Below are 14,637 nucleotides of genomic sequence, written 5' to 3'. Positions count from 1 at the left end.
GGTCAGGGACGCGTCGAACGAGAGGAACGCCACCTACGGGGATTTGGCTGGTGACGCGGGTCTCAGGACGAGCGGGTCTCACGAGCAGAGGTGCCGTCCGCAGCGCCGGGGCGGTGGCCTCAAGGCCGGAGGGTCGAAACTCCCAGAGGGCCAAGGTCCAGGGAACCGCCGGCCCCGGAGCCTGAGGTCTTGGCGGCCTGAGGTCTCGAGAGCCGGAGGTCCCGGAAGCCCACGGTCCCGGAAGCCCAGGGTTCCCAGGAGCCGTAAGCCCGGGGAACCGGAGGTCCTGGAAGTCCACGGACCGGAGATCCCGGTGTCAGGGGTGGAGGCCTCGGGGTGGAGGTGCCGAGGGCTGGAGGTGTCAGGTGTTCGGGGTGAAGGTGGTGGTGCGCCGGAGGCCGGCGGCGCGGCCCTTGGCGGCCACCACCAGCGCCATCTTGCGTGACGCCTCGTCGATCATCTCGTCGCCGAGCATCACCGCGCCCCGCCGCTCGACCGTCGTGTAGTACTCGTACGCCTCAAGGATCAGCTCGGCGTGGTCGTAGTCCTCCGGTGCCGGCGAGAACACCTCGTTGGCCGCCTCCACCTGGAGCGGATGCAGCACCCACTTCCCGTCGAACCCCAGCGCCGCCGCCCTGCGCGCCACCCGCCGGTACCCCTCGACGTCCTTGATCTGCAGGTACGGCCCGTCGATCACCTGGAGGTCGTGCATGCGTGCCGCCATCAGCAGCCGCATCAGGATGTAGTGGTAGGCGTCGCCCTCGGTGTAGCCGGGCGGCTGCTCCCCTACGACCAGCGTGCGCATGTTGATCGAGGCCATGAAGTCGGCGGGCCCGAACACCAGCGTCTCCAGACGCGGCGAGGACCCTGCGATGGCGTCGGCGTTCACCAGGCCGCGCGCGTTCTCGATCTGCGCCTCGATGCCGATGCGGCCCACCTCGAAGCCCATCGTCCGCTCGATCTGGGTGAGCAGCGTGTCGAGCCACACCACCTGGGTGGGGTCCTGCACCTTCGGCAGCATCACGCAGTCGAGGAACTCCCCCGCGCCCTCCACGACCTCGATCACGTCGCGGTAGGTCCACTGGGTGGTGAGGTCGTTCACCCTGACGACGCGCACCTTGCCGCCCCAGTCGCCCTCGCGCAGGGCGGCCACGATGTTCTTGCGCGCCTCCTCCTTGGCCAGGGGAGCCACCGAGTCTTCGAGGTCGAGGAAGACCTCGTCGGCGGGCAGGGTCTGGGCCTTCTCGAGGAAGCGCGGGTTGGATCCCGGGACCGCGAGGCAGGAACGGCGTGAGCGCATGCCCAAACGCTAGCGCCGCCCCTGGCCGAAGGGCAGCCTGGGCCCTTCTATCGCGCCCATGCATCCAGCCCACGCGAACGACACCCTCGGCACCGAGGGACAGGAGTAAGGCGTGCGGTCGAGAGCCCAGGGAGGCGGGGACGAGGGCCGGGGCGCTCGGCCGCGAAGGCGGACCTCGGGGTCGCGAGACGGGGCGCTCTTGCAAGGGACCGGGGAGCGGTCGACCGCGAAGGCGGACGAAGCGCGGCAGACCTCAGGGGATCGCTGGACGAGGGCGCTCGCGCATGAGGGTGCACGGGACCGGGATGGGCGTCAGGAGGACCGGGTCAGGGGCGGCGGGCCGCGAAGGAGCGGAGTGCGCGCAGGAAGTCGATGTGCCGGAACCCGGGCCAGTACACCTCGCAGAAGTGCAGCCGCGCCGCCGCGGCCTGCCAGATCAGGAAGCCTGACAGCCGCTGCTCCCCGCTCGTCCTGATGATGAGGTCAGGGTCGGGATGGCCGGCGGTGTACAGGTGGGCGGCGATGTCGTCGGAGGTGATCGTGCGGGCGAGTTCGCCGAGCGGCACGCCCGCGTCGGCCTGGTCGGTCAGCAGGGACCGCACGGCGTCGACCACCTCCTGCCGCCCGTCGTACCCGATGGCGACGGTCAGGTGGTGGTCCGCCCTGTCGCGGGTACGGTCGACGGCCAGTTTGAGCGCGTGGGCCGTGGAGTCGGGCAGTTCGTCGAGTCGTCCCGCCACGTGGAGCCGCCAGCGGGTGGCCGAGTCGATCAGCCGTCCCGCGATGATCTCCTCGATCAGCCGCATGTAGGCGGCGACCTGGCCGGACTCGCGCTTGCGCACGTTGTCGACGGAGGCGACGTAGATGGTGACGTGTCTGATGTCGAGGTCGGCGCACCAGCCGAGGACGGTCTCGATGTGCTCGACGCCGTGGCGGTGCCCCTGGCTCGGGTCGTCCAGGCCCATCTCTCGGGCCCATCGCCGGTTGCCGTCCATCACCATGGCGATGTGGGCGGGCAGTGGGCCCTTCAGCAGCCGGGAACGAAGGTGCCGGGCATAGAGGGCATAGAGCACATCCAGCACCATAGTCCGTTGCACGGGCGACGTTGCGGACGCCCGCCACGTCCTGCTGGAGTGGCGTGGAGGACGGGCGCCGGCCCCGGGACCGCGGTGGGCTCGGCGGGGCTTGCCGTACGGGCAGGTAGGACGAGCGCACGGGCGCGCAGAGAAGCGCGCGCGGAGAAGAGGAGGAGAGCGCGTGGGAGCGATCGAGGAGGGCGCGAAGAAGTCCGGAGTGTTGTGGGTGCACCTGGATCGGCCACGACTGGCGTGGCATATCTGGCACGATGGGGCGATCTATCTGGTTACCGGCGGCGGGGAACAAAATCTGCCGGAACTGGATCAAAAGAACAGCGTGCGGGTGACGCTGAGAAGCAAGGACAACGGGGCGGAGCTGGTGGTGTTCGACGCGGCTGTCGAAGTGGTGGATCAGGCGCAGGCGGCCGAGGCCGTGGCCGCGCTGGCCAAGGAGCGGCTCAACGCGCCCGACGCGGCCGGGTTGACCGACCGTTGGGCTGATACCTCCACCGTTGTACGACTTACCCCATAAGGTGCATTCAGTGCAGAATCTACAGCCGCTCCTGGCCCATGAGGCCACTCGTGTGGGCGACTACGAGCTGCTCGGCCGGTTGGGCGAAGGCGGCCAGGGGGTCGTCTACCTGGCCAGGTCATCCTCAGGCGAGCGCGTGGCCGTCAAGATGCTGCACGCCAGGTTCTCCGGCGACCCCGCCGCGCGTGACCGCTTCCTGAGGGAGGTGGCCGCGGCCAGGAGGGTCGCCGAGTTCTCCACCGCCCGCGTGCTCGACGCCTCCACGGACGGCGACAGACCGTTCATCGTGAGCGAGTACGTGGAGGGCGTCTCCCTCGACGAACTGGTCAGGGAGAGCGGCCCGCGCGCCGCCGGAGCCCTCGAACGGCTCGCGGTGGGCACGATGGCGGCCCTGGCCGCCATCCACAGGGCCGGAGTCGTCCACCGCGACTTCAAACCGAGCAACGTGCTCCTGGGCCTCGACGGCGCCAGGGTCATCGACTTCGGCATCGCCAAGGCCCTGGACGCGACGACGGCCAGCGCGAGCGGCCTCATCGGCACTCCCGCCTACATGTCACCCGAGCAGATCTCCGGGGAGGCCGTGGGCCCCTCCTCCGACCTGTTCGCCTGGGCGGTGACGATGGTGTTCGCGGCGACGGGACGTCCCGCGTTCGGCGGCGACAGCGTACCCGCGATCTTCCACCGGATCCTCACCAAGGAGCCCGAGCTGCCCGGGCTGGCCGAGCCGCTCGGCTCGTTGGTCGAGGCCTGCCTGGCGAAGGAACCGTCGGCGCGCCCCACCGCTCAGGAGGCGCTGCTGCGCCTCGTCGGACACCAGCCCGACGTACGGCCCGCGCCCGCCGGGCAGAGGCCGCCCCGGGCGCCCGCCACTCCTGCCCCCCTCCAGGAGTCAGGCCCCGGCCTACCGGCGACACTCCAGGAGCCCGGCACCCCTGCGACACTCCAGGAACCGGGCACACCAGCCACGCTCCAAGAGCCCGGCACACCAGCCACGCTCCAGGAACCGGGCACACGAGCCACGCTCCGCGAGCCCGGCGCACCAGCGACACTCCAGGAACCGGGCACACCAGCGACACTCCAGGAGCCCGGCACACCAGCCACGCTCCGCGAGCCCGGCGCACCAGCGACGCCTCCCGCGATTCCGGCGACGGGGTCCGCGATGCCGCCGACCCTCCTGGAAACAGGGCAGCCCGCGGACGCCCAGCCGCCCAAGGAGCCGGCACACCCGAGGGACGGGGCATCCCCGGGACACGAGACCCCGCCACGCGGCCACACCGCGTCACCTGGAAACGGCTCGCCATCTGGAGCTGCCGCGCCGCCCGGAGACGCCGCTGCGCTCGAAAGCGCCGCAGCACTCGGAAGCGCCGCGTCTCCTACGGGCGCCAGGCCCCCGGGAGACTCCAGGCAGCCGAGAGACGCTTCGGCGTCTCACGAGGCGCGCCGGCCGCAGGCGGCGGGGATCATCGACAAGGCCAGGGAGGCGACGGCGGCCATCCAGGCTCTGGACGACGCCGCCACCGACCCGGGCACTCCCTCTCGCGACGCCAAGCCGGCCAGGCGCAGGACGCGCCGCCAGCAGGACACCGCGCCGGTCGAGCCGATCCCGACCGCGCTCCTGCCCGAGCTGGGCGACGGCCAGGCACCGCGCGCCAAGCCGCGGAAGCGCAGGCGGCTGCGCCCCGCTCTTCTGCTGGCCACCGCGGCCATAGCGGCGGCGTTCTCCGCGGTGGTGATCGTCCCTTCCCTCATGTCGAACACGGGGGGCGGCGGCGGCGCTCCGTACCAGCAGCAGAACGTCGGCCAGAACCCGGTCTACGAGGACGGCGGCGGGGACCCGCCTCCCTCTCAGCCGACCAGGTCCAAGACGAAGGCGAGCGTGTCCCTTCCGGCTCTGGAGGGCTGGCACGTGGACGACGCCGTGGCTCAGCTGGACAAGCTCGGTCTGGTGGCCAAGCTGAAGAGCGTTCCCGACGACGGGGTGGCCGCGGACTATGTGATCTCGACCTCGCCCGCCTCGGGCCGCGTGGCCAAGGGCAGCACCGTGGTGGTCGTCGTCTCCACGGGCCCTGAAGGGGAGCAGTCCCCCGAGCCGTCCGAGGAGGCCACCGCCGACCCCGGCGACCAGCCGGAGCCGACGGACGACACGACGGCCGAACCGCAGCAGCCGACGCCGACGCAGACGACCGCCGAGGAGAGCCCGACCCCCGAGCCCGAGCTGACCGAACTCAAGGGCGGCTGAGCCCCCGCCCCGGCCGGCCCGGGGCCAAGCACCCTGCCAGGGGCCGGCGTCACCCAAACGGGGGGCCGGCCGGACCGGGGCCGAGTTCCCCTGCCGGCTGGACCGGGGCCGTGGGCCGTGCTGGTCAGACGGGGGTGAGCTCCCGTGCGGGCTCGACCGCGGGCTTGACGACGGTCGCGGTCTGCGCCAGGAGCGCGCCGCTGATCACGATCAGGCCGCCGATGACCTGGAAGAATCCGAGAGACTCACCGATCAGCGCCCATGCCACCACCGCGCCGCCGATCACCTCGAGCGAGGCGACGGTGGCGCCCACGGCGGCCGACAGCCTGCGCACCGCGTTGACGCCGAGGATGTAGGCGATGACGGTCGCCACGACGACCATCCACAGGTAAGCGCCGAGCACCGGCAGGGTGTGCCCGCCCAGCGTGGCCTGCTTCGTGAACGCCTCCCACGGGATGTTCCACGGCCGCGAGAACGGCAGCAGCACGACGGCCGCGCCGATCATGCCCCAGGCGATCAGCCCGAGCGGGTCGACATCATCCCCGAAGCTATCGTTCATCAGGAAATATCCGGCGCAGCACGCGCCCGCCGCAAGCCCGAGCAGCAGACCGATCGCGTCGATCCGCATCCCCTGCCACGCCTCGACCACGATGCCGAGCCCCACGACCGCGACCACCGCGCCGACGAAGGCGGCGCGCGGCAGCCGTACCCTCCTGACGAAGCGCACCCACACCACGACCATCACCGGCGCCATGAACTCCAGCAGCAGCGCGATACCCACAGGCAACCTCGTGATGGCCACGAAATAGAGGGCCTGCACCCCGGCGACCGCCATCACCGCGTACGCGCCGAAGAACGGCAACCGCGACCGTGGGATGCGCAGCGCCCTCGGCTTCACCACCGCCAGCACGGCCATCAACAGCAACCCAGCGCCCGCCATGCGGGCCCACACGGCTTCGAGCGGGGCCAGCCCCGCCGCGCCGAGAAACTTCGCCATCGGTCCTGAGAAGGCGAAACACCACGACGACACGAAGGCGATCGCCAATCCTGCGTACTTCATATGTCACCACCAATTAGAGGTTTTGATACTTACATGCCAGTCGCAGCGGAGGCAATGCCTCCGCCCCGGTTACGCTGCTGAAGTGAGGATCTTCGTTGCCCGTCTGGCGGGCACCGCGGTCTTCGATCCGGCCGGCGACCAGATCGGCCGCATCAGGGACGTCGTCGCGGGCATGCGGCCCGGGCAGCCGCCACGCGTCCACGGCATGGTGGTCGAGGTCCAGCCCCGGCGCAGAGTGTTCCTGCCCATCACCAGGGTCCGCGGCATCGAGGCGGGCTCGGTCATCTTCACCGGCCGGCTGAACGTGCGCAGGTTCGAGCAGCGCGCCTCCGAGATCCTCGTCATCGGCCAGATGCTCGACCTGACGGTCGAGGTGGGCGGCGAGCCGATGACCGTCTACGACCTGGCCATGGAGGAGGTACGGCCGGCCACCTGGGAGATCACCAAGGTCGCGGTCGTCAGGAGGAAGCGGCGCGAGACGAGGACCGTCGACTGGAACGAGGTCTCGGGCTTCGACACCCTTCAGAAGGATCAGGGCGCCGCGGGGCTCATCGCCGCCTTCGAGTCGATGCGCGCCGCCGACCTGGCCAACGCCCTGCACGCGCTGCCCGGCAAGCGGAGGATCGAGGTCGCGGCCGCGCTCGACGACGAGCGGCTGGCCGACGTCCTGGAGGAGCTGCCGTTGCGCGACCAGATGGGGATCCTCGGGACTCTGGCGCCCGAGCGAGCCGCGGACGTCCTCGAGGAGATGGATCCCGACGACGCCGCCGACCTCCTGCAGGACCTGCCGGAGGACCAGGCGGCTCGCCTGCTGGCGCTGATGGAGCCGAGAGACGCGGCGCCGGTCCGCAGGCTGCTCAGCTACGACGAGAACACCGCGGGCGGCATGATGACCACCGAACCCGTGATCCTGCCGCCCAGCGCCACGATCGCCGAGGCGCTGGCCCAGATCAGGCAGAAGGACCTGCCTCCCGCGGTGGCCGCCCAGGTCTTCGTCACGCGCGCGCCGAACGAGACGCCCACCGGCACCTATCTCGGAGTCACGCACTTCCAGCGGCTGCTGCGGGACCCGCCGTCCACATTGCTCGGCGCGGTCATCGACGCCTCACTCGACCCGATCAGGCCGGAGCTGCCGCTGACCGAGGTCACCTCCTACCTCGCCACCTACAACCTCGTGGCGGCTCCCGTCGTCGACGAGCTGGGCCAGCTCGTGGGCGCGGTGACCGTCGACGACGTCCTCGACCACCTGCTTCCCGAGGGCTGGCGCGATGCCGAGGACTGGCGCAATGGCGATTGACCGGCTCGACCAGCCGAGAGAGCTGAGGCGCAGCTTCCGGCCCCACTACGACCCCGAGGCGTTCGGGAAGCTGTCGGAGGAGATCGCCCGCTTCCTGGGCACCGCCCGCTTCATCGTCTACATGACGGTCTTCGTCGCGCTCTGGATCGGCTGGAACGCCCTCGCGCCCGCCAACCTGACCTTCGACCCGTATCCGTTCATCTTCCTGACGCTGATGCTCTCGCTCCAGGCTTCGTACGCGGCGCCGCTGATCCTGCTGGCCCAGAACCGCCAGGACGACCGCGACCGCGTGCAGTACGAGCAGGACCGGCTGGCCAGCGAACGCAACCAGGCCGACATCGAGTACCTGACCCGCGAGGTCGCGGGGCTGCGCCTGGCCATCGGCGAGCTGGCGACCCGCGACTTCCTCCGCTCGGAGCTGCAGCGCTTCAGCGAGGAGCGACCAGAATCTTCGTGAGCATCGCCGTGCACTGGGCGAGCTCCTCGGGCTCCAGCACGTCGAGGAACTCGGCGCGGATGCCGCGCAGGTAGGTGGGCGTGGCCTCGGCCAGCCGTACGGCTCCGAGGTCGGTGAGCACGGCGAACAGGCCGCGGGCGTCGTCGGCGCACGCCTCGCGCTGGACCAGCCCGTCGCGCTGCAGGCGGTCGATGAGCCTGGTCAGCCCGCTGCGCGAGAGCAGGACCCGGTCGGCCAGGTCGTTCATCCGCAACCGCCACTCCGTCGCCTCGGACAGCTGGAGCAGCACGTCATAGGAGGCCAGCGCCAGGTCGTGAGCGTCGAGCAGCTCGCTCTCCAGGCGGCGGGTGATGCGCACCTGGGCCCGCTGCATCATGCGCCAGACGGTCGACTCCTCGGGCGAGATCCCCACCATGGCGGCATCCTACTGAGAAGAACGGCCACATTCAGGCAGCCAGATCGGCCCCTACGTTCGGCATACCCAGTCTGGGTTCATACCATGGACTCATGGCACCTTCCCCGGAACAGGTGACAGCCGCACTCGCCACGGTCAACGACCCCGAGATCCGCCGGCCGATCACCGACCTTGACATGGTCAAGAGCATCGACATCTCTCCCTCGGGTGAGGTCGTCGTCGGCATCTACCTGACGGTGGCGGGGTGTCCGTTGAAAGACACGATCACCCGCGACGTCACCAATGCCGTCTCCAAACTCGACGGCGTCTCCGGCGTGCGCGTCGTCCTCGACGTGATGAGCCAGGAGCAGCGCAAGGACCTGCAGACCAAGCTGCGCGGCAACAGGGCTCCCGAGAAGGAGATCCCCTTCAACCAGCCGGGCTCGCTGACCCGCGTGTTCGCGGTGGCCAGCGGCAAGGGCGGCGTCGGCAAGTCGTCGGTGACCGTCAACCTGGCCGCGGCGATGGCCTCGCAGGGCCTCAAGGTGGGCATCGTCGACGCCGACATCTACGGCCACAGCGTCCCGCGCATGCTCGGCGCGTCGGATCGTCCCACCAAGGTCGAGGACATGATCATGCCGCCGGTGGCGCATGACATCAAGGTCATCTCGGTCGGGATGTTCAAGCCCGAGGGCAACTCGCCCGTGGTGTGGCGCGGGCCGATGCTCGACCGCGCGCTGCACCAGTTCCTCGCCGACGTCTACTGGGGCGACCTCGACATCCTGCTGCTCGACCTGCCGCCCGGCACCGGCGACATCGCGATCTCGGTCGCGCAGCGCCTGCCCGGCGCGGAGATCCTGGTCGTCACCACCCCGCAGATGGCCGCGGCCGAGGTGGCCGAGCGCGCGGGCAGCATCGCCGCCCAGACGCACCAGCAGATCGCCGGCGTCATCGAGAACATGGCGTGGCTGCCCTGCCCGCACTGCGACGAGAAGATCAACGTCTTCGGCGAGGGCGGCGGCCAGATCGTGGCCGACGCGCTGACCCGCACGCTGGGCGCCAGGGTGCCGCTGCTCGGCCAGGTGCCGATCGACACGCGCCTGCGCGAGGGCGGCGACGAGGGCAAGCCACTCGTCCTGACCGACCCTGACTCGCCCGCGGCGGCCGAGCTCGGCCGGATCGCGGCCACGCTGTCGAAGCGCGGCTCCAGCATCAAGGGCATGCAGCTCGGCCTTTCGCCCGCCGGCCGCTGATCATCCGTTGAACGACGTCGCGGCACTGTTCACGCTTGCCGCCCGCCGTCGCGGCACTCCGGCGACGGCGGTCACAGCGGCGGGAAGGCCCTCAGGTGGCCTCGGAGTCGTAGGGGGGCAGCTCGCCGTACCCTAGCTCGGAATAGGGCTCAGGGGCGCCCACAGGCGCGGGCTCGAGCGCCGCGGGGGTGGAGTTCCAGGCCTCCTCCGCGTCCTCCAGCAGGTGCTTGCGGACGAAGTTCTTCGGGTTGAGGTCGGCAGGGTCGAAATCGGAGAACTCGGGGCCGAGGCCCGCTCTGAGGTCGTCGCGCGCGCTGGTCGCCATGCGTCGCAGATTGCGCAGCGTCTTGCCCGCCTGAGACGCCGCCTGCGGCAGCTTGTCAGGACCGAAGACCAGCAGCGCGATCACGACGAGCGCCCCGACCTCCATCCAACCGAGTCCGAACACCGCAAGCTCCTACACTGTGCAACCGGTTCCGGGGACAACCCCGGCCAGTTCCAGACTAAGGGCTCGCCCGGGCGATGAAGCACCCAGCCCGGGCGAGATCCAGATCATGACGGCTTCGGATTCGGCTCCTGCTCGGCGGTGACGACGAGAGTGGCCATGCGCTCCTCGCCGCCGCGCTTGTACTTGATGGAGATCTTCGAGTTGGGGTTCTTGCTGCGGATCAGCGAGATGAGCTCGGTGCTGTCCTGGATACGCAGACCGTCGATCTCCAGGATGATGTCGCCGGCCTTCAGCCCCGCCTTGCCCGCGGGGCCGTCGGCCTCGACCGGCTGGCGGCCCTGCGCGGGCTGGGAGGCGATGCGCACGCCCTCGCCGCGGTAGCCGGAGTCGACCATGATGCCGATCTTGACGCGCTTGGCCGAGCCGGTGGTGACGATCTCCTGGGCGACGCGCCTGGCCTGGTTGATCGGGATCGCGAAGCCCAGGCCGATGCTGCCGCTCTGGCTGGAGACCGCCCTGCTGAGGGTGGCGATCGCGGAGTTGACGCCGACGACCTCGCCCTTGGTGTTGACCAGCGGCCCGCCCGAGTTTCCTGGGTTGATGGCCGCGTCGGTCTGGATGGCGCTGATGTAGGCGGGATCGGGGTCGTTGTCCTCGCCCGCCACGACGGGCCTGTTGAGCGAGCTGACGATGCCGGTGGTGACGGTGCCGGTGAGGCCGAGCGGCGAGCCGATCGCGATCACGGGGTCGCCGACGACGACCTGGTCGGAGTTGCCGAGCGTGATCTCAGGCGTGCCGAACGTCTGGTCGGGCTTGACCACGGCCAGGTCGGAGCCAGGGTCGCGGCCGACGATCCGCCCGCTGGTGGACTTGCGGTTGTTGAAGACGATCTTGATGGCGCCGCCCTGGGCGGCGAGCGCGACGACGTGGTTGTTGGTGACCACGTAGCCGCCCTTGATCAGGAAGCCGGAACCGGTGCCCGCGTCGGCGTTGCCCTCGACCTCCAGGGAGACCACGCTCGGCAGCACCCTCGAGGCCACGCCCGCGATCGTGCCCGGCGCCCTGCTGGTGTCGGCGGACGGCGCGGGGCCGAGCGAGTAGGAGGGGTCGGTGCCCGAACTGCCCTGTCTGGTGAGCAGGTAGGTGCCGACGCTGCCCATCACCGAGGCGAGCAGCGCGATCACCACGGCCAGCGCGACCAGCACGCCCGTGCTCGGCCCGCGGCGCGAGGGGGCGTACCCGCCGTCGGCGGGGATGGGCGGCGGCCCCCATCCGTGACCCATGCCGACCGCCTGCGTGGGCGGCGGCGGTGGCAGCGGGGGGCCCTGCTCGGGCGCGCCGAACACGGCCGTGTCGTTGGCGGCCGACCGCCCCGAGGGGTCGCCCCAGCCGGTGCCGTACGGCTGGGCAGGCGGGACCTGCTCACCGCGATCCCAGCCGAGCTGCTCGGTCCGGGCGCTCTCCCACCCGTCGTGGGCGGGCAGGAACTCAGGCCGTCCCTGGGGCTCAGCGAGGTCCGACGGCGTGCGTCCGTCTGTAGGGCGCGTCTCGTCGGTCATCTAGTCTCACCACTCCTTGGTCGGACACCGCGATTTTCTCGCGTGCGGCGTTCGAGAGTTGTAAAGCGAGCGTCAAGCGAACGGGTTGACCCAGGAAAGCACACGATCGGCGCCGCGAGCGAACCGCTGCCAGAAGCCAGGCTCCGCCTCGTGCGGCAGCCCACCGATCGCGGCCTCGGCCACGTCCGAGGGCGCGTCCGCGACCACGGTGTAGACATGGCCTCCACTCGCCCAGATCATCTCCAGTCCTGCAGCGTCCCGGATCCAGATCGTATTCCCGTCGCGAGGCTGACTACGCCAACCTGCCAGACGCTCCTCGTCCAGAGTGCCCCGCTGAACAAACACCGACACAACGGACACTCCATCCGAGTATCCCAGCTTCAGATAACCGGCGCCCTCGGAGGCACCGGCCAGCTCGAACCCGCCCGGCAGCACGCTGGGGAAGCTCCACCCCTGCGCTCTCAGGCTCGCGGCCGTCGGCGGGCCCTGCGCCGCCCTCACCGCCGCGATGGGGTGCGCCAGCGGAACCGGTGTGGGAATCGTCACCTCGACGAACGCCTCGGCCTGCGCCACCCTGCCGTGGCCGTCGAGCACCTCGCGGCGCAGCAGGATCCCGCTCGCCGTGTCGATCCAGTAGCGGGCGGCCGGGCGCCCGTCGTGCCGTACCGCCTCGACCAGGCGCGCGGCCCTGCCGCAGACGTTGCCGTCGCGCCCCTCGACCACCCGGTAGTTGGCGCCGAGGGTGCGCAGCATCCCGTCGGAGGGGGCCAGCAGGCCGCCGGCCGGTGTCCCCGGGTCGGTGGCGCGCGCGTCGACCGTCATGCCCGTGCCGGGCGTGTTGCGTACGGCGAGCACCGCGCCGGCGGTGGTGAACAGCGTGCCCGCGTACGGCCGGTCCCTCGCGGCCATCGCCGACTGTCTGAGCAGGGGCAGCCCCGTGTCCTCGTTCTCGGAGTCGTCGGGCACGGCGTAGGCCGCGCCCGACAGGCCGAGCGCCATCGGAAGCGCCAGCGTGAGGACGGCGGGCAGCCGCCTCACGGCGTGGCGGAGGGCGGGTTGCCGTAGGGCGCCGTGGTCTTGTGGACCTGCTTGAACACCTCGACCGGAGGGGAGACGGAGGGGCCCTGGTCCTGCCCCGCGACCACGAACAGCGTGCCGAGGGCGACCGCCGCCGAGACGACGCCTACGGCCACATAGGCCGGACGCCTGCGGGACCGTCCGGGCCGCGACGTGGCACCTGAGGTACCCCGAGGCCTGTTGTCCGGCGGTGCGATGCTGCGCGGGCCTGGAAGCGGAACGCCGCCGAAGGTCGGAAAGGGGCGCTCCCTGGGCGGCATCGGGTCACCTGGCTCACCCATCCGCAGCAGCGACATGGTCAGGTCGGCCGGCATCGGGGGGCCTTCGAGCGACCGCAGGCGCGACTTCAGCGCCCGCATCGACTCGACCTCCCTCCTGCAGTCGGCGCAGAAGGCCAGGTGGGCAAGGGCGCGCTCACGCTCGGCGTGGCGCAGTTCGCCGTCCACGAGCGCGGATGCGCGCTCTCCAAGGTGCGACATATCAGACTTCCTCCCCACGGGTCACGGTCGGGGGGAGTTCAGCACTACGGGGCGCCCGGTGCTCCAGCGCCTCCCGTAGCTGTGCCCGGCCACGGTGAATCCTGCTTCTGACCGTGCCAAGCTTCACGCCGAGCGTGGCCGCGATCTCCTCGTACGACAGGCCTTCGATGTCACACAGCACGACCGCCGCCCTGAACTCGGGGGCGAGGGAGTCGAGCGCGGCCTGGATGTCAGGCTCCATGTGCGCGTCGTCCCATGCCTGGGCGGGCGAGGGCTCGCGACCCTGCAGCCGCTCGGCCGCGTCGTCACCGAGACCCTCGAAGCGGATCCGCTGCCTCCTGCGCGCCATGTCGAGGAACAGGTTCGTGGTGATCCTGTGCAACCAGCCCTCGAAAGTGCCCGGTGTGTAGCTCGACAGCGACCTGAAGACCCGGACGAAGACCTCCTGGGTGAGGTCTTCCGCATCGTGCACGTTGCCGGTCAACCTGTACGCAAGCCGATACACGCGTGCGGAGTGCGTCCGCACCACTTCCTCCCAGGTGGGAGGAGTCCATTCAGACACATCTGACACGTGAGGATCGGCCTGGTGGTCGCTTCCGTCCACCAGCACTCCTCTCTCTGGGACCACCGCCGCTACCGCCATAGTGCCTGGTTTCGTCCCTTCGTGCGCACTGCCTGCCTTCAGGACCGGCAAAGCCCGTTTAAACCTGCAACGCGTTGGGCGCGACCAGAGTTCCCGTCGTGGCGTGTCTCCCCTAGGCTGCGATCGGTGACCAATTGCACGGAAGTGGGGAGGAGAGGCCGATGACCAGCCCGGTAGAGGCCACTCTGGCCTATGCGGAGCAGTTCCATCAGGAAGATGAGATCCTGCACGCGGCGCGACAGCGCGGCCACGAGATGGGCGCGCCGCCCATCCTTCCCGGAGGCGGTGCCGCGCTGTGCTTCCTAGCCACCGCGCTCAACGCGCGCGCCGTGGTGGAGATCGGCACGGGGTGCGGGGTGTCGGGGCTGTGGCTGCTGCGCGGCATGCGCGCCGACGGCACGCTCACGAGCGTCGACGTCGAGCCCGAGCACCAGCGTCTGGCCCGGCAGAGCTTCGCGGACGCGGGCTTCTCCGGCGGACGGATCAGGTTGATCATCGGGCGCGCCCTCGACGTGCTGCCCCGGCTGTCGGACGGCGGCTACGACCTCGTGTTCGCCGACGCGGCCAAGCAGGAGTACGCCGACTACCTGGCCGAGGCGGTGCGGCTGCTGCGCGTGGGCGGGATCGTGGCCTTCGACAACGCCTTGTGGCACAACAGGGTGGCCGACCCCTCCCAGCGTGACCCCGACACGGTCGCGGTCCGGGAGCTGGGCAAGCTCGTCCAGGAGGACGACAGGTTGCGGCCGCTGATGATGCCGCTCGGCGACGGTCTGCTGGCCGCCGTCAAGATCTCCGACTGAACGGCGGCGCCAGGCGCTCCCCT

At 70.6% G+C, this 14,637-nt stretch carries 15 protein-coding genes; 6 read left to right on the top strand and 9 right to left on the bottom strand.

The genetic code is table 11. The features are described from left to right. Positions 1–361: 361 nt before the first annotated feature. Together AC3EO4_RS14285 and uppS are read right to left on the bottom strand one after the other, a co-directional pair. Positions 362–1,300 carry an HpcH/HpaI aldolase/citrate lyase family protein gene (locus AC3EO4_RS14285; protein WP_431895904.1) on the bottom strand — a complete coding sequence of 313 codons (939 nt, stop codon included), beginning with the start codon at positions 1,298–1,300 and terminating at the stop codon, positions 362–364. A 326-nt stretch (positions 1,301–1,626) separates the two neighbouring features. Further along, positions 1,627–2,373, bottom strand: a complete 747-nt coding sequence (gene uppS / locus AC3EO4_RS14280; protein WP_431895902.1) for a polyprenyl diphosphate synthase — start codon at positions 2,371–2,373, stop codon at positions 1,627–1,629. A 184-nt stretch (positions 2,374–2,557) separates the two neighbouring features. On the opposite strand from uppS, the gene AC3EO4_RS14275 reads away from it, so the two are divergent. Together AC3EO4_RS14275 and AC3EO4_RS14270 are read left to right on the top strand one after the other, a co-directional pair. After that, on the top strand, positions 2,558–2,908 hold the full coding sequence (locus AC3EO4_RS14275) for a hypothetical protein (RefSeq protein ID WP_379583287.1): 351 nt from the start codon (positions 2,558–2,560) through the stop codon (positions 2,906–2,908). 10 nt (positions 2,909–2,918) lie between these two features. Further along, on the top strand, positions 2,919–5,147 hold the full coding sequence (locus AC3EO4_RS14270; protein ID WP_431895900.1) for a serine/threonine-protein kinase: 2,229 nt from the start codon (positions 2,919–2,921) through the stop codon (positions 5,145–5,147). Positions 5,148–5,271: 124 nt separating this feature from the next. Here AC3EO4_RS14270 and AC3EO4_RS14265 read toward each other — a convergent pair whose 3' ends face one another. After that, entirely contained in the window at positions 5,272–6,207 is a 936-nt protein-coding gene (locus AC3EO4_RS14265; RefSeq protein WP_379583283.1) for an EamA family transporter, read from the bottom strand. An 82-nt stretch (positions 6,208–6,289) separates the two neighbouring features. On the opposite strand from AC3EO4_RS14265, the gene AC3EO4_RS14260 reads away from it, so the two are divergent. Both AC3EO4_RS14260 and AC3EO4_RS14255 read left to right on the top strand, forming a co-directional pair. Beyond that, positions 6,290–7,504 carry a magnesium transporter MgtE N-terminal domain-containing protein gene (locus tag AC3EO4_RS14260; RefSeq protein WP_379583281.1) on the top strand — a complete coding sequence of 405 codons (1,215 nt, stop codon included), beginning with the start codon at positions 6,290–6,292 and terminating at the stop codon, positions 7,502–7,504. Then, entirely contained in the window at positions 7,494–7,961 is a 468-nt protein-coding gene (locus tag AC3EO4_RS14255) for a DUF1003 domain-containing protein (RefSeq protein WP_379583279.1), read from the top strand. Before AC3EO4_RS14260 ends, AC3EO4_RS14255 begins: the two co-directional genes overlap by 11 nt. Here the strand turns inward: AC3EO4_RS14255 and AC3EO4_RS14250 are convergent. Next, positions 7,933–8,376 (bottom strand): MarR family winged helix-turn-helix transcriptional regulator, encoded by a 444-nt coding sequence (locus AC3EO4_RS14250; RefSeq protein ID WP_379583277.1) that lies wholly within the window; start codon positions 8,374–8,376, stop codon positions 7,933–7,935. The genes AC3EO4_RS14255 and AC3EO4_RS14250 overlap by 29 nt on opposite strands. 92 nt (positions 8,377–8,468) lie before the next feature. Here AC3EO4_RS14250 and AC3EO4_RS14245 point away from each other — a divergent pair, with 92 nt between their 5' ends. Further along, positions 8,469–9,608, top strand: a complete 1,140-nt coding sequence (locus tag AC3EO4_RS14245; protein WP_431895896.1) for an Mrp/NBP35 family ATP-binding protein — start codon at positions 8,469–8,471, stop codon at positions 9,606–9,608. 91 nt (positions 9,609–9,699) lie between these two features. Here AC3EO4_RS14245 and AC3EO4_RS14240 read toward each other — a convergent pair whose 3' ends face one another. The 5 genes from AC3EO4_RS14240 to sigE all read right to left on the bottom strand — a co-directional run bounded on the left by AC3EO4_RS14240 (position 9,700) and on the right by sigE (position 13,814). Then, positions 9,700–10,056, bottom strand: a complete 357-nt coding sequence (locus AC3EO4_RS14240) for a sec-independent translocase (RefSeq protein ID WP_431895894.1) — start codon at positions 10,054–10,056, stop codon at positions 9,700–9,702. A gap of 104 nt (positions 10,057–10,160) precedes the next feature. Beyond that, positions 10,161–11,615 (bottom strand): S1C family serine protease, encoded by a 1,455-nt coding sequence (locus AC3EO4_RS14235; RefSeq protein ID WP_379583273.1) that lies wholly within the window; start codon positions 11,613–11,615, stop codon positions 10,161–10,163. A 72-nt stretch (positions 11,616–11,687) separates the two neighbouring features. Then, on the bottom strand, positions 11,688–12,653 hold the full coding sequence (locus AC3EO4_RS14230) for a sigma-E factor regulatory protein RseB domain-containing protein (RefSeq protein WP_379583272.1): 966 nt from the start codon (positions 12,651–12,653) through the stop codon (positions 11,688–11,690). Continuing rightward, complete coding sequence (locus AC3EO4_RS14225) at positions 12,650–13,171, bottom strand: anti-sigma factor family protein (protein WP_379583270.1); 522 nt, start codon at positions 13,169–13,171, stop codon at positions 12,650–12,652. The genes AC3EO4_RS14230 and AC3EO4_RS14225 overlap by 4 nt, the downstream gene beginning before the upstream one ends. A 1-nt stretch (position 13,172) precedes the next feature. Beyond that, the gene (gene sigE, locus AC3EO4_RS14220; protein WP_379583268.1) at positions 13,173–13,814 is read right to left on the bottom strand and encodes an RNA polymerase sigma factor SigE; all 642 of its coding nucleotides are present in this window, start codon (positions 13,812–13,814) and stop codon (positions 13,173–13,175) included. A 161-nt stretch (positions 13,815–13,975) separates the two neighbouring features. On the opposite strand from sigE, the gene AC3EO4_RS14215 reads away from it, so the two are divergent. Beyond that, a complete protein-coding gene (locus tag AC3EO4_RS14215) occupies positions 13,976–14,614 on the top strand; it encodes an O-methyltransferase (protein WP_379583266.1) in 639 nt (212 codons plus the stop codon). Positions 14,615–14,637 lie beyond the last annotated feature (23 nt).

It is taken from the genome of Nonomuraea sp. bgisy101, assembly GCF_057708945.1.
The sequence above is the reverse complement of the archived record's forward strand: the minus strand, read 5'-3'. Positions and strand labels throughout refer to the sequence as shown.